This window comes from Alphaproteobacteria bacterium (genome assembly GCA_016722515.1).
GTDB lineage: Bacteria > Pseudomonadota > Alphaproteobacteria > Rickettsiales > JADKJE01 > JADKJE01.
Genome location: JADKJE010000008.1, coordinates 1 through 19,534, shown reverse-complemented (window position 1 = coordinate 19,534; position 19,534 = coordinate 1). Strand labels below are relative to the sequence as shown.

The following is a 19,534-nucleotide window of genomic DNA, read 5'->3' as shown; positions in this document are numbered from 1 at the left end:
TATGGCCCTAACAGTACCGAAATATTCTCAGCAAGTTGACCAGCGGACAGGTCAATCTCCGGATGTCCCAAACTTAAATACCGTACCAGAAGCCGCATTTGGTCAGGAATTAGCAAGAAGAACAGAGCAAACCGGCGAGGTTGTTTCTTCGATAGCCAATAGGCTTTCTGAGCATATTATCGAAAAAAAGAAACAAAACGCGCTGAATGACGTGCTTGCGGCCGACAACGACGCGAGGAAAGAATTACAAGGAATTTTGACAAGCAATGACAGCGACATTGACGGCGTTCCAATAGGAATTTTCAATAGAACAGGGAGCAATTCGCTCGGTTCAACAATCTCATTCGATAAACAATCGGAAGAATTAAGAAAAAAATATATAGATCAATTTCAAAATCAATGGCAAAAAGACGAGCTATCTCGTTCGCTAGGTTCCCATATTCTAAGCGCAAGAGAAGCGGTTATCAGGCATGAGGCGACACAGGATCGGGAGCTTAAGAAAAGCACTTTAGATTCAGTTTTAAATCAGAGGGTGGAGGATTCGGCCTTAATTTCCAATCCTGAAATATTGAAAGAATCTATCAAGAATGCGTCAAAAGATATTTATTCCGTATTTGCTCCGATGGGATTCGCCAATATGGTTCCAGAAAAAGAAAGCGAAGTGGCAACGAGAATGGTCGAAAACTATTTAACGCCAATAATAGAAAGAAACCCTTCTGAGGCTATGATGCGTTTTGACGAAATAAAAGACGTTTTAAGTCCTACCGATTCAATGAAAATGAAGAAGCATATAATGGTTCAGGCCAAGCAATTTGAGGAACTTAAAAAACACCAGAAAGAAATTGAATACGACGACAACATGAGAGATATGACGCTTTCCATGATAAACGGAAAGATGACAATTTCAGAGGCAGAGAGACTATACAAAAACGATCAAATAAAATTATCTGACCTACATACGGCTCAAAGAATAATGGGCGCAGACGACTATAAATTTATGCAACGCAGAATGTATGGGCAGAATCCGCCTGACCATGAAATTTTTAACGAAATAAGAGAGAACCAGTTGAATCAAGATTTATCGCCCGGCCAAATAACGAGAAAAATAGCGTCGGCATTATCCGAAAAAAGATTAAACAAAGAGGACGCAAACTATTTAATGTCGCAGACAAAATCAGCGAACCAATCTCCGATAGATCAAGAAATTTCGTCGAATGTTGACACCGTTAGAAAATTTGCAGAAAGATATTTTTCTGACAATCCGGTTTCTCTCATAGAGAGATTCACTGGAACAAAAGAAGTTACGGATTCGCAAAACAATAAAGTTAAGTTATCAGCAAAAGACGCGCAATCAGAAGAGATGGTGAACGCTTTTATACGTCAAGTGGATCAAGAGAAAGCCACAGGAAAAAGAATATCTGAAATAAGAAAAGAGGTTCAGGACAGATTTATTAAAAAGCGTCACCCAGAAGTAGGAAACCTAGAAGAACTTCCTGATGTTATTTGGACGGCAAACAATCAATCCAAAAAAATATTTGATCCAGGAACTTCAAAAACTAAAACAAAATTTAAATTTATTCGATCGAGCGATAATAAATGATTGTTTATCTTGAAAAAAGAGGTGTTCCGATTGAGGTTCCTGACGATATCGGAGACAAAGACCTTGAAGAAATAGATAAAAATTTCGATTCGATGGTTGCCGAACCAGCAAGCCCAAGCCAAGTAAAGCAATCCGCCGAAATAGGAAATACAAATAAAACAGAAAGCATCAACCAGCCTGGAAGAAAATGGGTTCCCGATTTTTTTAAATCAAGGATATCCGGAACTGATATTTTAAAATTTGCCGCAAACCCAATATTGGCCTCAACAGAAAAAATGATTACAACCGGAACAGGCAGGGCATACACAGGAAAAGCACTTGAACAGTTTACGTTTGGATTAACAAAGCCATTGTTAGATGAAAGGCTTTCTGCGGACTATAAAAACCACCCTGTGGCGTCGGATGTCGGAAGCGTTGTCGGTGGAGTTGGAAGTCTTTTGTCAACATACGGAGCCCTGAATTTTCTTGGATTAGGGGCAAAATCAGCAAAATTGGCTCAAGAATCAACGAAAATCGGGCAAATTGGTAGTACTTTGGGCAACATAACAGCCAAATTCCCGCGTTTTTTGCCACCAGCAATTATGCAGGGCGCGACGCTTGGAACAAAGAAATTTATTGAAAAAACGGTTGAATCGCTTCAGGAGGGCCGAATTGATCCGGTCGAATACGGATCTTCAATACTAAAGGAAACAGCCGTTGGGTCTATCCTAGGATCAATTTCCGGTCTTACTAATGTTTATACGGCAGTCTCGTCGGCGGCTGGAATAGGGTATCTGTATTCAAAATCAGAAGGCGCAGATCATCGTGAAGCATTGCTTAATTCCGCAATATGGGCCACTTTCGAGCTTGTTGGCTCCCATGGAAGGGAGTATAAATTAAGAGTAAAAGCAAAAGAAAATCTCGAAAAAACAATAAGCGAATATATACAGCCAAAATTTGAGGTTGAAGGAAAGCCAATACCAAAGGAAACATCCGACGCAATAGCGAAAACAATTGTTGATCAGCAATTTAAAAAGATTGGAGGCGTTGATGAGGTGTTAAAAAGCCAAAAGGGAACATTGCAGGCAATCGAGAACATCAATCAGGTAGTTAGTCAGGGGAAAGTTGAAATAAAGCAGCCTATGGCAGTAGAACAGCCTTTGCTTGGAGTAAAGCCAAAACAGGAGGCTGGCATACCTCCGAAAAGTGAGATTATCCCAGCAACAGAAGAAAAGGCGATAATTGTTCCACGTGGAAATGAAGAAACGGTTAAGATTGGGAAAAATGGCATACCGGAGAGGGAGCCCAATTTTGTTGTTAAGGAAATAACGGCTCCGAATGGCGAAAAAATAGAAATAACTCATCAAATGGCCGTGAACGAAGCCGAAGCATTGATGGATTCTGAAAATGAAATGCTTTTAGCCAAAGAATCCGATCCGGTCAGGGATTTAATATTTAGAGTAAAACTAAAGCCAGAAGGCCCGGATCAATTAGGGGAATTTAAAGATCTTCCACTTCATGTAAAAGATTTAAAAAATGGGCTTACTCCATCGCAGATAGTCCAGAGAATAAACGAATCTCCACTAGATTACGGAATACCAGAAGGAACCGAGATAACAATTAACGACGTATACGAGAAAGCGCAGAAAAGGGCAATTTCCGATAAAAACAATATTTCTCAATACTACGACAGGGCAATAAACGAGCTTGAGGGAATGTATTCAGATTACGGGAAAATAGAAAATGTGGACGAAAGGCCGTTTTCTGGTGTGGAGCCAACAAACAAGGAAGTGGAAGTTGAACCGGGCGTATTTTTTGAAAAGCCGGGGAAATACTACCCAAGCGAAAAAGCGCAAATAATTGATTCGGTTTATAAAAACTTCGGAAAAACAAACGACATTTCCAAGGCCGGATTTATACTTGATAACGGTGATATGGTTGATTTTTCTGGAAAAGGTGATGATTCTGGAAAAAAAATACTTGGAAACAGATATTACGATCACACGAATATCATTAAAGCCACTGAATTTACAGGAACAGAAAAACAAGGGTTTGATTCCGTTATTGAATTTTTAAATAAAAGTGGCGCAGCGAGGATAAGCTACAATTTTAATGATTTAATGGTTCAGACCGTCGGGATACCGAGCAATGAAATAAAAGATCAAGTAAAAAACGCAATAATAGAAAATAAGCCAAAAAGAATATTTTTTGATGAGATAAATGAAAATGGAAGGACGGTAAAATCCAGGGAGTACGTAAACCCTGACGAAAATTCCGTTGATTCATTCTATTCCCCCATTGGTGAAAGAAAGGCAGATTTCGCTTCGCAGGGTTCTTTTACTGAAAACGTCCAAAGCGAAAGCCCGTACGAAAATCCTACGACCGCCAAAGAGGCTTCAGAGCCTTCTACCGTTGACGGATTCAGGGCATTAAATAAACCGCATTTAAAAGTTGAATTTAAAAAGGTGGGATCAATAATTATTCCAAACAGGAAAATTCAGACTCCCGCAGATTTAGCTTATGCATTTAAAGAGCTAAAAAATGAAGCTCAGGAAAATTTTTATATTGCCGCTGTAAAAGATAATGAGCTTATTTCAATAGAACACCTCGGATTCGGGACAATTGATCAAGTGGCGGTCTATCCGTATGAAACACTTAATTTTATAAACGATCAAGATGCGGATTCCTATTTTGTTGTTCATAATCATCCAAGCGGAGAGGTTTCTCCTTCAGAGGACGACAAGAGATTAACGCGAAATCTGAAAAAAGCAATTACAGGGCAAGGTAAAAAATACTTAGGACATGTAATAATTAACGATACGAAATTTGGATACAACAATCCTGACGCCGATGCTTGGGAGATAATGCAACACAATAAATCAATTGGAGAAATGACAGAAGAAGAACTGGCAGCGTTTGGAAAATCAACAAAAGATATCCCGGTGTTAAGAAAGTATTTTGAATGGAGCATGTCAAAATCGGACATATCGAAAAATCCGAGCATAACATCTCCAAATTCAGCATTTGAAATATTTAAAGGAATACAAACAGGCGAAAGCGAAGCGGTTGTGTATCTTTTAAATACGCAGAATAAGCTACTGAATGGCATTGTTATTCCAAAAAATGCAATAACCTCGGCTTTGCTTGCGAAGTTAGCCACGTCATACAGAGCATCGTCAATCGTTACGCTAAACACCGGTATTGATGCGAGAAAATACAACGAGTTAAAATCGGATTTAATAAATGTTGATGTTAGGTTAATGGATGATATAGAAATTTCAGAGCCAAACTCCTATAAATCAAAACGGGAATACTTCGGGGAAACAAAGAGCAAATATTCTGCTAAAGAAAATCAAGATCTTTTCAATATTGAAAATGAGAATATTTCAAGCCGATATGAAAGGCTTCGATCAATTGCATTGTCAAATGGGATGAATCCATCTCAAGCGGCAAAATGGGCAAAAGAAAAGCTTCGCCAACCGCAGGGAAACGACAATACCGCGAATAAACCGACGCAACAAGAATTTTCACAGCCCGGAGGAGTATCAAGCTTTGGGAAAGGACGAGAAGGAGAGCAAGATTTATTTGAAGAAAAATTTAAATCAACAAGAACAGGTCAAAGAAATTATGGGACAAAAGAGGATATTATTTCGGAATTGAAAAAGAAGTTTGGCGGGATTGAATATGTCAAGAAATTGCAGGGCCCGGAACTCGTTAAATTAGCCAAGTTTTTAACCGGAGACGTTCCGACCATAAAAAGGGTAATGCATTCTCTTGGATATTTTAAGCCGAGCAGCAATGAGATAGCCTTATTTAAAGATATTTTTAAAGATCCTAAAGAATGGGAAGCGGTTCTTGCCCACGAAATAGGTCACGCGCTCGATTTCAACCCTGACAAAACTATGAAAAGAGGAAACGTCCTCGGAAGAATAGCGACTCTCAAAAAATACAGAAAAAGCCTATTGCCAGAATCGCCAGAATCAAAAGAATCAATATTGACAGACGAAGACAGGAGAAAATTTAGGGCACAAGCGGAAAAAATATCGAAAGGTGAAAAATCTGGCGGCTCAATAAAAAATGAGCCAGACAACAAATTTGATCCTCAAATGATTTTAGATGTTTGGAATGCTGTAACTCCTAACGTAGACCCGGAACTAATAAACTATATCAAGGGCATTGATGCTAACGCTAAAAAAGAATTAATAAAAAGCGCAATGCAAGCTCTTAAAAAAGGCGAGAAAATAACAGTTTACGACGTAAATAAATTCAACAAAGATGCTGGAACAAACTTAAAGAGTGTTGCGGACATTTACCGTGATATTCTTAAAAAAGAGATACAGAAAAGAAAGTTATGGGAAGAAGAAGTAATAAGGGAGGAAATGCAGAATTTATCGCAATATTGGAAACCATTTGACCAAACGAACACTTCCTATAGAAAATATAGATTTTCATCCCCTGAGCTGTACGCTGATTTTATCAGTGTAATTCTAAATGCCCCAAGAAAAGCATTAGAGATTGCACCAAAAACATATGAAGCATTTTTTAACTACTTGCAAAATAAGCCAGAGGCGATGAAGCAATATTTAGAACTTCAATCGCTTGTACAAGGCTCCGACGATGATTTACAGAAAATTAGAGTTGATGATTTAATTGATATGTTTGAAAAAGGAGAACAGGCTTCAAGAAAAATTGCAATTGACAACGAGAACGCGAAAAAATCTTCATACGATAAATTAAGAACATTGTTTATTGATAAAAACTCGATGCTTCTGGATGAAAGAAACAAGCTTGCCAAAAATGAAAGTCTTCCTCCTGAAAATGACGCCAAATACCTCGTTGAAAAATATTCGATGACAGCTTCATTTGTGAAATCATTTCTTGATAAATTCGATAATCAAATATATGGCCCAGCCTCAAGCGATCCAGAAACACTTAAAGCGACAAAATTAATATTATTTCTTGACCGAATAAAATCGGGTGATAGGTCGGAGGTTGCCAATCCGAAAGGGCATACACCAGAGACAGCCAAAGACGCGCTCGAATACCTAAAAAAAACCAACCCGGAAAAATACGCGCAGGCCGAAAAGTTTGCAGAGGATTCAAGAAAATGGTTGTCCGATATCTCGAAAATTGAAGGGGCTAACGATTTCTATACACCGGAACAATTGGCATTAATTCAGCAGAGTGATAAATATGCTCCATTAAGAATTATCGAATACATGAAGGATTATATATCTGCCGGATTTAACAAACAATTCGGGACGTTCAAAGACAGCTCCGATCCAATGACCAACATATTGTTAAAAGGAACGTCTCAGCTTGTAGCGATAGAAAGAAATCGAATAATAAAAAACATTGTTGAAAATACATTGCTTAAATCCGGCATCACGATGGTTCCAGCAGAAATAAAGAATTATCCGGGAACTTTCAACGTGAACAATCCGCCAAACAAGAACATGGGAACGATACTTTATAAATCAAACGGGAAGTGGATGGGGTATCATACAGACAAATACATTTCGGACATTTTCAATAATAAGTCATCTGAAAACATTCAGAATTTGTCAAGCGCGATTAATTCGATACTGCTCAATAAAGCGTTTAGGAATATGTTCATAACATTTAATACGAGTTTCCAATCCGTAAACCTTATACGTGATTTTATTGCAACATGGAAAGCTGTACCGGACATGACAATTTCCCAAGCATTAAAACTGTATGCGAACTCATTGCCAGAAGCAAAAAAGAGGGTTTCCGGCGAATACAGCGAATTGATTAATCAAATGGAAAAATCGGGCGCACTAAACATTACATACAATAATTTAATTTTAGGAAAAAATGCCGAGGATAACGAAATAGAAAGGCATTTAATGAGATACGGGAAATTGGATAATCCTGAAAATAAATACAAGGGTATTCCAGTGATAAAACAATTATCACAGATAATGGATTTCATAAGGTACACAGGGGACGTTATTGAAACGCTTCCGAAAGTAGCCGGTTGGAAAAGCTTAGAAAATATGCCAGAGGAAAAACGCGCGTATTATGTAAGAAATTATATTGGAACCCCAAGCACGAAGCGAACCGGAACGGCAACGCCGGTAACAAACTCATTTTTCATGTTCTCGAATATTGCCAAAGAAGGAATAAGGAACATGATCGAATTGGCAACATCCAAAGACACCAGAAAAACATACTGGTCAAAAACATTTGAATCGGCAATATTTCCAAAAATATTGATGGGGATGATAGCGGCCGGGTACTTTGGCAAAAAAGCAAAAGAAGTTATGGATAAAAATTCAGAATATATGAAGACGAATTATATAGTTATTCCTATGGGAGTAGATGAGAACGGAAACGGGATATCTATAACAATACCACAGGACGAGGCTGGTCGATTGGTCGGCGGGATATTCTGGAAAATGATCAATTCCAAGGGGAATGTAAAACAAAATTTATCAGATTTATTTGCGTTTGGCGAAGGCGCGGTTCCTAGCATGTCTCCGGCGATATCAATATCAAAAGCATGGGCTCAATACCTTTCTGGAAAAAACCCGACGGATACATTCAGGGGCGGAAATATTTTGACGGATCAAGAACAGGAGGCCGGAGGAAAATACGCATTTGAGCCGATGGCAAGATGGACAATGAATCAGTCTGGATGGGTTCGGCTTGATATCCGGGACAGATTAAAAGATGAGCCTTTATATAAAAAAATGCTTGGCTTTACTCCAATTCTAAATAGATTTATCCGTGTTGGACGGGCTGGTGAATCAGAAATTGCCAGAAATGCGTCTGGTGAGGTCAGGTCAAAAATAGCCAGAGAGAATATAGACATTAAAAACATGGCAAGAAAAGCAATCAGAATGGGTATTCCGGTTGAGGATTTTATAGAAAAAGCAGAAAATGAAAAAATGGCGAAGAAGATGAAAAATTCCTATGAATTGTTAAAGAAAGGCTATACGTCAGATCCGTGGATATCAGCATTAAATAGGGCGACAAGCAACGAAGAAAAAATGGCGATACTCGAAAAGGCGAAACAAACATATGCCAACATGGAAAAATTCAATGATTACGTCGATTCTTTGTATGAGGACGAAATTATAAGCGGTCGGCTGGCATTAGAAATAAGGGAATAGTTTTTGAAAAAAAATAAAATATTGCTATCATTAACGATATTCAAAAGGAGGCCGAAATGACTGTTGCGGCCGTACCGACAGAAGTAACGTATGACGGTGATGGGATTGTTGACACATGGGCCATCCCTTTTGATTCTATAGAAAAATCAGATATCGAAGTTTGGATAATTGATAATTCTGAAAATGAAACTCAATTAACAAGCGGGTATTCCATAAATGCCGGAAGAACTTCGCTTGTTTATCCATATCCCGCCCTATCGCTCCCACTTTTACAAACCGGCGAAAAAATAAAAATTAAAAGAGTAACACAACAAGATCAAGACCTTGACCTGATTGTTCAAGGGACATTCTCGGCTGAGGATGTTGAACTCGCCATCGATAAGCTGACAATGTTATCCCAAGAGCTCCAAAGAGACATTACCGGCGTTGCATTAACATCAGTTGGCGATATCGCAGACGGATCTATAACAACCTCAAAACTGGCAAATTTGGCGGTAACTGCCTCAAAATTAGCCAATTTAACAATAACAGCCGATAAAATTGCCGACGCGACGATTACGGGCGACAAAATAGACTCGCTGACAATAGAAAGCACAAACATAGCCAATTTGGCCGTTACTGCCGCAAAAATTGATAATGCTACGATAACCGGTGATAAAATAGCCAACGGGACAATAACGGCGGATAATATCCTCACCGCCACAATAACCGGGACACAGATAGCCAACGCGACAATTATAGGCGATAACATTGCCTCGACAACAATAACAGCCGCAAACATAGCCAGTGGAACAATAACAAGCAACGAAATTGCCTCTGGAACAATCGTTGCCGACAATATAGGAACCGGCGTTATAACTGCCAACGAAATCGCTGACCTCACAATAACAACAAATAAAATCGGTTTACTTCAAATAACCAATGCATTGATAAATGACATGGACGCTTCAAAAATTACTGCCGGATTGATAAATGTTTCTAGGTTAAACATTCTTGGCATAATCATGCAGGGGTTCACGTGGACTGATAACTCGCCTTCAGCCGGATACGTGGCATGGTCAACGGGCTCCCTTGTTTATGCCGGGACAACGAACACAATAACATCAGGAAATTCAAATAAAAAGTACATATACTGGCAATCTTCAGCCCCAACGGTTTTTTCCGGGTCAGACACCTTTCCATCATTAACAGACTCCGATTTTCTTATAGCCACAAATGCATCAGGGACGCACGATCTTGCTTTTAACAATAGCAATGCGGCGGGATCGGTAACGACCTCGACACTGGCGGATCAAGCTGTCACGGCGGCAAAAATAGCCAATGCAACGATAACCGGAACGCAGATTGCTAACGCGACCATAGCGGGTGTAAATATAGCAAGCGGAACAATAACATCGACGAACATAGAAAATGCCAGCGTTAGCTCGCATACGATAGATTCGGCAACGGTTAGCGCAATGACAATATCGAATTTGGCTATTATTGCAAGCAATATCGTTGATGCAACAATAACCAACGTAAAAATAGCGAATTTATCAGCCGATAAAATAACAGCCGGAACAATTGATGCAAGTCTCGTAACAATAGCTTCGGCTGATGGAAAAATGACACTTTCCGGGAATATTCTTGAAATAAAAGATTCTGGAAATACGATACAAGTTACTCTCGGAAGATATACTGGCTCCACATACGGCCTTGCGATAGGCTCAAACCCCGCCTCGCCGGATATCTCAATCAGTTCTTCTGGAATGATAATCACGACGACTTCATTTGTAAGTTTTAAGGGTTCAAAGTGCCTATTTCAGAATAGCGGAGCATCTCAAAATTCTCTTATTGGTTACATAATTAATAATTTCGTTGTTCAAGGTGATTCAACAAAAGGATTAAATCTGTATGGCGGCGGAGGGAATATTTGTTTAGGAGAAACGGACGGAAGTTATGGCGGTGGTTCAAAAGTGGTATTTATACCAGATAGAAGCTCGGCACCGACAACAAACCCGACAGCCGGAGGAATAATGTATTCAGAATCCGGAGCATTAAAGTGGCGCGGATCGTCCGGGACTGTTACAACAATTGCAGCCGCATAATTTATGGAAAAAATACAAGGAGTTAAAAAATGAAAAAAATATTACTGGCCGCAATAGTAGTAGGGCTGGCGTCTTTCGCGGAGGCCAGTGACATAACGGTATCAACAATCATGGTAAATGAAGTTTTAACTTCAACCAGATCGTTTGTTGTTGATACGAATCAGACACGAATTGACCAATTATCTGCCCAAATTGTTTATTCTTCTGCATCACCAAACACCGTCACATTTATAGACGGAAAACCTTCGACCGGTTCAATTACTGTAACTTCACTAACAGGTCTAACAACGACATACGCCAACAACAGTATAACGGTAATTTCAACCAGTGGGCTTTCAGATCAATATTTGTATTTTAGGGGATATCCGATAAATCTGATTGACAAAGTAACAACCACGGCAACCGGGACAGCGGTAAATATTCGGAATTTCTTTAACACTTATTATTCCGATATCGTTTTTTGCTCCACAAATGCCCCGTCTGCCGTTGTAACTTGCACCGCGACAGTTACGGGGGTAACGCCTAATAGTTGGACATTGACCAGCTCTACCCCAGCAGCCGTATCAATATCAAAACCGACTTTCACAGGCGGATATGATAATGCGTCAATAACTATCGCTGGCATAACACTACAGGCAAATATAGATTTTTTCCCTGGCGGCACAACTACAACCGCAGCCACAGCTATTGCAAATGCGATAAATTCAAACGGAACATTAAACAAGATGGTTAGGGCGCAATCGACCACAAATGTTGTCCGAGCAACAAGCACATTTACTGGATATCTAACAAGGTACGATATGGCAACATCAAGCCAGGCGGTTTTAACTTTGTCAGGGTCAACATTAGTAACCGGAACAGATAGCGATATTGTTTTGAATGTTTCATCGAATACAGCCCCAAACCAAAACAGCGTATTTCAGCTAACACAGAGCCCGTATATTTCACCATCAAATGCGATATACAAGCCTACGAATTGGGGAGCTGGCCAAGCTGTATTATTTACGCAAACAAGCGGTTCATTCGCTTCTTTAACAAATAATGCCACATATTACGCGTCGAATATCACGCCGACATCATTCAGTTTGGTTGATACTGCAACCGGAGCGATAGCCGGGTTAAAGCTAACCCTGTCAACGCAAACACAGGCCGGAAATGGAACCTTCGCATTAACACCGTTGGCGATTACGGGCACATTCTCGCTGGTATTCCAGGAGTCAAATGACGGAGTAAATTATCATCAAATGGTTGTAACAATCGGCACGACCACGACGAATGCGGCATTTACATACGCAACTCCATTCCCGCAGACATCGAATCTATTGAAATTTGGTGATTTATATACGCGGTATATAAGATTCTTATTTTCAGCTCCCGCAGCGAACAGGGGCGGAGTAAATACAAACATAATTATTCGCGGTAAAAATAACCCGTAAAGGAAATAATTTGACTATAACTTCTGACGTATTAAGCCACATATACAACGGCGACGATTCAAATATATATTGGGCGTATACATTCAAAATAATTGAAACGACAGATATTACGGTTTCGATAACGAGCCCGGAATATGTCAAGACAACATTAACATCGAATTATGAGGTTGACACATTCAATTCAAGGGTAATTTATCCAACACCGGCTTCGGGCCTTGATCCGTTGCCGACAGGTTGGACAATTACCCTTGAACGGATTGTTCCGGTTACACAGGAGCTTGACCTTACGGAACAGGGAACATTTTCAGCGGAAGACGTAGAGACGGCGTTAGATAAAATGACAATGATCTGCCAACAGCTACAAACAAACACGGAATCAGTAACGACCGTGATAGCGTTGGGCGATCAATCGACAAATGGCTCATGGCGGATTGTGATATCGAACGGAAATTTGTCATTTCAAAGGCTTGAGTCTGGCAACTGGTCAGAAAAAGGGGCGGTAACTCCATGAAGAAAATATTGATACTTACGGCCTCTTTATTCGCTTCGTCTATCTGTTATTCTGGACTAAAAACAGACGCGGTATATTTTACTGTTGACGGGACAACGCAAACAAGTGCCGCATTTGGAGCAGGCGGCGGGACTGGTAGCTCTGGCCCGTCAGCGTATGGATCACTTTACACAAAAAATGGCGCAGCAAACCAGGCCGGGATATCGGCTTCAACTGTTACTTTGACATTTTTTAGTAATGCGGGGATTTCAACCCATGCCGTTTCCAACGCCACGACTGATAGTGTTACCGTGGCAACAACCGGAATTTTCAATGTGTATGCTGTATTTGTTACTTCTGATAATTACGGGTCGGCTAACTTGCATTACTCTATTTGCGTCAATGGAATACCGTCTAATTTTTCCGGTTCATTTAATCCAATAAATTATTATATCCCGTCGTCAATAACCGGGATTCTATCTTTAAGCGTGGGGGATGTTGTTACGTTGTGCGGCTTCTCAAACGAACCTGCCGGAATTGGATTATCAATCGTTGATTCTCAATTTGTCGTTTCTTCTGCTGGTGGTATTGGCGGGACGACTGTAAGTGGTGGCGGTGGTAGTTCAATTGGTTCAACAGCATACGGGACTTTGTACACCTCAAGTGGAGCAATTAATCAAACCGGCATAACGACCACATTGACTAAATTGTCGTTTTTCTCATCAGCCGGGATTTCAACTCATGCGGTATCGAATGCCACAACCGACACGATAACCGTTGCAACAACAGGGGTTTTCAACGTCTACGCAGTTTTTACGTCAACGGATTTCTTCATATCTGCAAATCGTCTTAGATATTATATTTGCGTAAATGATGTGCCATCGAATTTTTCTCAGTCTTTTGATCCAAGCTATAGTGCTACAGCCCATTTCCCTGTATCAATAACTGGAATATTGTCTCTGAATACAGGCGATTCAGTTTCATTATGCGGATATGTCGATACCCCTACAGGACAAGGGTTTTCAGTATCAGATGCCCAATTAATTGTTTCCGCAACCGGTGGAATTGGCGGTACTACTATTATAAGTGGTGGAAGTAGCACGTCGCCATTGGGGGTATTTAAAAACGGTGTCCAAGTTTCAAGCCCAACTTCGCAAATAAACTTCTCCGGAAATTATTGGGATATCACACTTGGTGGGACTTCAACAGGGACGGTCAAGCTTATTGGTGGGAATACCAATTATATCCAGGTATCAAATTCATTGCAGACAGGGGCGACGGCATACCCCCAATTCCTAAATGCGAACACGGCAACAATTATTTCCTCAATTACAGTATTGGGGGCAAATGGGGCCAGTGTTACTTATGGGGTCACGGCGGGGAGCGTGACAGTCAATAATCTTACCGCAAGCCAATTTGTAAAAACAGACGCAAACAAACGCTTATCTTCTCAGGCTCAAATTAATTTATTAACAGAAGTTACCGGGATATTACCTGAATTAAATTTGCCTTCAACGGTAACATATAATACATCTAACCAGAGAATAACAGGGACAAAAACATATACTTCAACACAGACATTTAATAATCAGGTTTCATTTTTATCGTCGAATATAAGTGATGACAATGATATTTATTATATTTCAGACTCAGCTACATTTGAATTTGTAAATGATGCTAATGATAGCCCGTCAACTCCAATTGCTGAATTTAAATATATAGCTGGCTTACCTACTCCAATAGAATATTCAGTATTAGAAATTAATAACGGTAGTGTTGTCGTCGATGGGGCCCTTAGTGTTTCTTTACCATCAGTTTTAGACGGCGTGTCTAATACTGCATATTTAAAAATGTATGAAACTCTCACTCCCAATGACTATGTGTCAATTAGTTCCTCGGAATCATTGACGAGCAGTCAAGACTATATACTGCCAAACGCATACGGAACAGTTGATCAGGTACTTGCAATAAGAGAACAGCGCGTTACAGGGGCTCGGACACTTTACTGGAAAACAGACGCAACCGGTGGCGGCGGTGGCATTGCATCAATGCGCGTCGAAGATGGCGGCTCGTTTGTTGTCGATACGTCAACCTTTGATTTTACCGGTACGCAATTTGTTGTTACCAACAGTGGCGGAGAGGGGTTAATTGCATTAAATACTTCATCCGTTACCCTTTATGGCCCAAATATTCCAGCGGCGAGCATATCAGCGGGAAATCTAGGGAGCAATGTTCTTGTTTCATCCGTTTCAATATCTGCTTTTTATAATCAAGCCCAAATAAGAACAAATCTTGGCTTAGCTATCGGAACCAATGTTCAAGCTTGGGATGCCGATTTAGATGATTTGGCAGATGGATCATTAACAGGGTCAAAGGTTGGTTCAGGTGTCCCGGCGGCCAATATTGCATCAGGTTCATTAGGTGCGTTGGTTATGGCTTCATCATTGACGGCAACGGGGGTTACGGCTGGTAGTTATCTCAATGCGAACATTACAGTAGACGCAACGGGAAGGATAACATCAGCAACAACAGGTGTTTCTAGTGCCACGGCAATAGAATTTATTATTGATGGTAGTGGAACCGAAATTGCCGACGGTATCAAGGGTGATTTAGAAATTCCGTTTGCTTGCACACTTGACCGTGTAACAGCTATTGCCAATGAAAGCGGATCAATTACCGTTGATATTTGGAAAGATACCTATGCGAATTTCCCGCCAACTGTGGCCGATACAATCACAGCCTCGGCTAAACCAACAATCACAAGTGGAACAAAAGCACAAGATACAACTCTAACAGGATGGACAAAATCAATCGCGGCTGGCGATATTCTGAGATTCAATGTCGATGCGGCAACAACGACAACAAGAGTGACAATATCATTAAAGGCGTTTAAACAATAATGGGAAGCTTAAACGAATTAACAGAAAAAGTAGATCATTGGTTTAGTGGGTTCGAGGTTGAATTTACTAAGAAACAGGATGCGTTTTTTTCTGCTCATAAAAGATATTGGCAGGGGTTATCAACCCATTCAGAAGTTCCAGATCAACGTAGTGATAGAGCTGGCGATACAACCGCCGACAGGCTAACAGCGGCCACAACAGAGGGCGATAAATGGCAAGACTTCATGGCAACAATTGGAGAAACACCGTTGGCCGCTTCTGTCACATGTAATACTTATAAATCACCAGAAGGTGATGGCTACGAGATTGTCTTGTTTTTTAAATATGAAGGTGTTTTATACACCAGAGTTATTAATTATGGGCCTGAAAGAAGTAGAGATAAAAATTGGGTAATAGAAAAAGAGGGATTATCTCAAGAATTATGAAAAAAACATTTATCGTTATTTTTTCTATTTTTTTTACTTCCAGCCAATGTTCTGCTGGGCTACTTGATAGTCTTATTTCTTATTGGAAGATGGACGAGACAAGCGGAACAAGGGAAGATATTCATGGGACACAGGATTTAACTGACAACAATACGGTGTCATATGGAACAGGAAAAATTTCAAATGCGGCTGATGTTGAATGGTCAAATAGTGAATATTTGTCCCATGCAGATAGTGATGAGCTTAGTTTGGGATCAGATGAGGATTTTACAATAAGCCTTTGGGTAAATGGAGAATCATACGCTGGATATAATTACAGACCAGTTTTCTGTAAATGTACGGCATCTGCTTCGACCTGCGAGTATCTACTATATTATTACTACATTGGGACCGATCCAAATAACAAATGGAGATTTACTGTAGGGAATGGGGTAACAGCTACAACCGTTGAAGAACCGATGACTCCGACCTCAACAGGTGTTTGGCATCATGTATTGGCTTGGCATGATAAAACGTCTAATAAATTATACATACAGCTCGATGGAGACGCTACTCCTGCGGAAGTAGCATGGTCTAATGGTACGTACTCTGGGGGTGTATCAGCAATGGAGATTGGCCGTTTCCCGCATTCTACTGCTCATTTTTTTGACGGGATGATTGACGAAGTAGGATTTTGGAAGCGAGTTCTCACAGCTGACGAAAGAGCCGAGCTTTATAATTCTGGCAACGGTTTATCTTACGACGATTTCACTTCTAGCGGTGGATCGGCAACACCAAAATCAAGAGGATATATCTTTAATTAGAGGGTAAAAACAATGGCAGGAATAATTGAAGTTGGTACACAAAGCGGTTTAACACTTTACTCGATTATCAGAAATTCGGGTGGTTCTGTTTGGAATGGGTCATCTTTTGAAACTTACAATGTATCCAATTGGGCCACTTATGACGTGGCAATGACGGAACAATCGGGATCAGGGTATTATGTTGCCACATTCCCGGCGGCCATTACAACCGGGAAATACTCTTTTATGGTTCACCAACAATTAGGGGGTAGCCCTTCTTCTGGCGATTATATTATTGGCGGCGGTCAAATTTACTGGAATGGGACGATTGAGGAACAAACCATTGGATCTATTCTTGAAGCATATCGGCTTGATGACCTTGTTTTATCATCGGCTAGCCCGTCAGCCCCAACAGTGGGATCTTTCCTCGATAAAGTTTTGAATAAGAACGGTGGACAGACATTTGATCCAACAACGGATTCACTTGAAGCCATAACTGATGCTGGCGGCGGTGGGCCAACAGCGGCACAAATTGCTGATGCTGTATGGGATGAAGTGCTTGATGGTAGCCATGCTACGGCTGATTCTGGCGCAGAACGGGTAAAAGCTATTGACGATAAATTGCCTTCTGGTACGATTTCAGACTTCGACGAATCGACCAACAATGTCAATCTTAATTCGAGCCAAACAGGGGTGACGATTGGCACAGTGAATACACTTGGGACAACAGCCGTAAATCAGGTTGCTTCTGAAATGTCAGATGCTTTACGGGTTGACGCGCTTTCTGAACCGTCAGCCGGTGCGCCTTCTGCAACTCCGGCCATTGCATCACTATTGATGTATCTCTATTGTACATGGAGAAATCAGACGACAGAATCAACTAGCGAGTCTAAAGTTAGGAATAATGCTGGTACGATTCTTACAAAGGCTACCTTGTCAGATAACGGGACGGAATTTACGAAAGGTCAATACGGTGCGCCATAATGGCTATTGATTCAGAAAACAAAAGACGATCTTGCGTATCGCACAAAATACCTGGGCTTGGTATTCGGCCAAGTCCAGATAGTGCGATTTCTATATCAGATCGTCGGCATTCTGGGCTTTATTATGCTGGCATTGATCCTCAGTTTATATCGACGACATTTTGGGTTCCTTCTTATGATGCGAATACAGCATCATGGACTCAGAACCAGTTTGCTTCATCGAATTGGAAGAATGGATCAAACGTCACTTCAACATGGGTTAATCAACAAGAAGCGAGGGACGAATAAATGGGATACGTTGGCAATATTTATCAATTTCCGTTTAACCTGGCCGGTTTTCAATTTAATCGAAATACTGATTTATTAACAGAAACGGCCCTTGTCGACGGGACGAAGAATATTAACTTTCACGAAGGCGGAGTGGGCAAACGTGGTGGGTCTACGAAATATTTGGTTTCCGCTATATCAGGTGCCCCGGCGATTACGGGACTGTACGATTTCAGAAAACAAAATGGTAACTCGTATCGTATGTGGGCCACGGAGGATGGCAAGGTTTACCATACTCTTGAGGTTAATTTGCTTAAGAGTGGAATGTCTTTAAGCAATAAGTTTCATTTTTCAACATTTTCGGATGAGGTTTATATTTCAGATGGGGCGACAACCCCCCAAGTTTGGAATGGGTCAAACCCGTCAACAAGCAATATCTCTGGTATTGCAACGGATTGGTCAGGCAGTTCCAATTACCCATTTCAGATTATTCCATTCCCGTGGGGCAAATGCTCGTCAATGGGCGATTAGATCCGATGCTGTTTATGCAAGTGCCAATGGTGACGGGGATGACTTCTCAGATGCTAGTGTAAAAAAGATCCCTGTTTATTCAGATAGCGGCCTCGTTGGTGGACTTGATTTTAACGGAACATTGTTTGTTTTCAGTAAAACAAAAGCCTATATCATTGATGACACCTCATCCGACACGGCAGAGTGGGGATATAAAGAAGCCATTTGGGAAGGTGGCGCGGCCCATTGGCGGCTTATTACCAAAGCTGGGAATAATATCTATTTGATGATGGACGACGGACTTATCTATTCAATCGCGGCGGTTCAATCGTCAGGGGATTATGAACAGGCCGCCATTAACAAACCGGCTCATATTGATCGTTGGCTAAGGGAAAAGGTCAGCTTAAACAATATTGAGAATTTCCATGCTTGCTATGACCGAAAACTAAGAGCAATTAAATATTTTGTCCAAGTAACAGGCTCAAACACAAACACAGGTTTGACATATTTCATTGATAGATCGCCAGAAATCGCATGGGTTATCCATGATAATTCAGAAAATTCTTCTGGTTATAATGCTTCTATATCGGCAGAGATAAGAACAGCTACGGGGACTTATATTGTTTCAACAGGTGACTTTTCTGGTGAGATTTGGAATTTAGAACAAAGCACAAAATCGGATAATGCTTTATCCTATGAGTCTAGCGTAAAAACACGAAAGATTAATATGGGCGCGTCTCGGATGTGGAAGCATTTTAGATCCATGGGCTTGAAGGTTTCATCACAAGCCAACTCGACATTGACGGTAAGAATATGGGTTGACGGCGTAAGAAAAACTGACAAAACAATCGATGTTTCTGGTAGTGGTGCGACATTCGACGAAGCCGTCTTTGATACCGCTGTTTTCGCAGAGGATTCTATTATTCCCTATGAAGT

Annotated in this window: 11 protein-coding genes; all 11 read left to right on the top strand. The window is 40.7% G+C overall.

The features are described from left to right. Nucleotide 1: 1 nt before the first annotated feature. On the top strand, nucleotides 2-1,600 hold the full coding sequence (locus IPP74_13470) for a hypothetical protein (GenBank protein ID MBL0320280.1): 1,599 nt from the start codon (nucleotides 2-4) through the stop codon (nucleotides 1,598-1,600). Further along, nucleotides 1,597-8,718, top strand: a complete 7,122-nt coding sequence (locus tag IPP74_13465) for a JAB domain-containing protein (GenBank protein MBL0320279.1) — start codon at nucleotides 1,597-1,599, stop codon at nucleotides 8,716-8,718. The genes IPP74_13470 and IPP74_13465 overlap by 4 nt, the downstream gene beginning before the upstream one ends. 56 nt (nucleotides 8,719-8,774) lie before the next feature. Next, nucleotides 8,775-10,805, top strand: a complete 2,031-nt coding sequence (locus tag IPP74_13460) for a hypothetical protein (protein MBL0320278.1) — start codon at nucleotides 8,775-8,777, stop codon at nucleotides 10,803-10,805. Nucleotides 10,806-10,834: 29 nt separating this feature from the next. Then, nucleotides 10,835-12,241, top strand: a complete 1,407-nt coding sequence (locus tag IPP74_13455; GenBank protein ID MBL0320277.1) for a hypothetical protein — start codon at nucleotides 10,835-10,837, stop codon at nucleotides 12,239-12,241. A gap of 10 nt (nucleotides 12,242-12,251) precedes the next feature. After that, nucleotides 12,252-12,752 carry a hypothetical protein gene (locus tag IPP74_13450; protein ID MBL0320276.1) on the top strand — a complete coding sequence of 167 codons (501 nt, stop codon included), beginning with the start codon at nucleotides 12,252-12,254 and terminating at the stop codon, nucleotides 12,750-12,752. Beyond that, nucleotides 12,749-15,631 (top strand): hypothetical protein, encoded by a 2,883-nt coding sequence (locus IPP74_13445; protein MBL0320275.1) that lies wholly within the window; start codon nucleotides 12,749-12,751, stop codon nucleotides 15,629-15,631. The genes IPP74_13450 and IPP74_13445 overlap by 4 nt, the downstream gene beginning before the upstream one ends. After that, nucleotides 15,631-16,056, top strand: a complete 426-nt coding sequence (locus IPP74_13440) for a hypothetical protein (protein ID MBL0320274.1) — start codon at nucleotides 15,631-15,633, stop codon at nucleotides 16,054-16,056. Before IPP74_13445 ends, IPP74_13440 begins: the two co-directional genes overlap by 1 nt. Beyond that, entirely contained in the window at nucleotides 16,053-16,859 is an 807-nt protein-coding gene (locus tag IPP74_13435) for a LamG domain-containing protein (protein MBL0320273.1), read from the top strand. Before IPP74_13440 ends, IPP74_13435 begins: the two co-directional genes overlap by 4 nt. A gap of 12 nt (nucleotides 16,860-16,871) precedes the next feature. Beyond that, entirely contained in the window at nucleotides 16,872-17,822 is a 951-nt protein-coding gene (locus IPP74_13430) for a hypothetical protein (protein ID MBL0320272.1), read from the top strand. Further along, nucleotides 17,822-18,109, top strand: coding sequence for a hypothetical protein (locus IPP74_13425; GenBank protein ID MBL0320271.1), 288 nt, complete (start codon nucleotides 17,822-17,824; stop codon nucleotides 18,107-18,109). The genes IPP74_13430 and IPP74_13425 overlap by 1 nt, the downstream gene beginning before the upstream one ends. A 361-nt stretch (nucleotides 18,110-18,470) precedes the next feature. Further along, nucleotides 18,471-19,534, top strand: a 1,064-nt coding sequence (locus tag IPP74_13420) for a hypothetical protein (GenBank protein ID MBL0320270.1), incomplete at its 3' end; no start/stop codon positions are given.

What these genes read in the sequence shown, in the direction of transcription:
- IPP74_13455 (MBL0320277.1), top strand. Translation starts at nt 10,835, where the DNA reads ATGAAAAAAATATTACTGGCCGCAATAGTAGTAGGGCTGGCGTCTTTC.
- IPP74_13465 (MBL0320279.1), top strand. Translation starts at nt 1,597, where the DNA reads ATGATTGTTTATCTTGAAAAAAGAGGTGTTCCGATTGAGGTTCCTGAC.
- IPP74_13425 (MBL0320271.1), top strand. Translation starts at nt 17,822, where the DNA reads ATGGCTATTGATTCAGAAAACAAAAGACGATCTTGCGTATCGCACAAA.
- IPP74_13445 (MBL0320275.1), top strand. Translation starts at nt 12,749, where the DNA reads ATGAAGAAAATATTGATACTTACGGCCTCTTTATTCGCTTCGTCTATC.
- IPP74_13435 (MBL0320273.1), top strand. Translation starts at nt 16,053, where the DNA reads ATGAAAAAAACATTTATCGTTATTTTTTCTATTTTTTTTACTTCCAGC.
- IPP74_13470 (MBL0320280.1), top strand. Translation starts at nt 2, where the DNA reads ATGGCCCTAACAGTACCGAAATATTCTCAGCAAGTTGACCAGCGGACA.
- IPP74_13440 (MBL0320274.1), top strand. Translation starts at nt 15,631, where the DNA reads ATGGGAAGCTTAAACGAATTAACAGAAAAAGTAGATCATTGGTTTAGT.
- IPP74_13460 (MBL0320278.1), top strand. Translation starts at nt 8,775, where the DNA reads ATGACTGTTGCGGCCGTACCGACAGAAGTAACGTATGACGGTGATGGG.
- IPP74_13430 (MBL0320272.1), top strand. Translation starts at nt 16,872, where the DNA reads ATGGCAGGAATAATTGAAGTTGGTACACAAAGCGGTTTAACACTTTAC.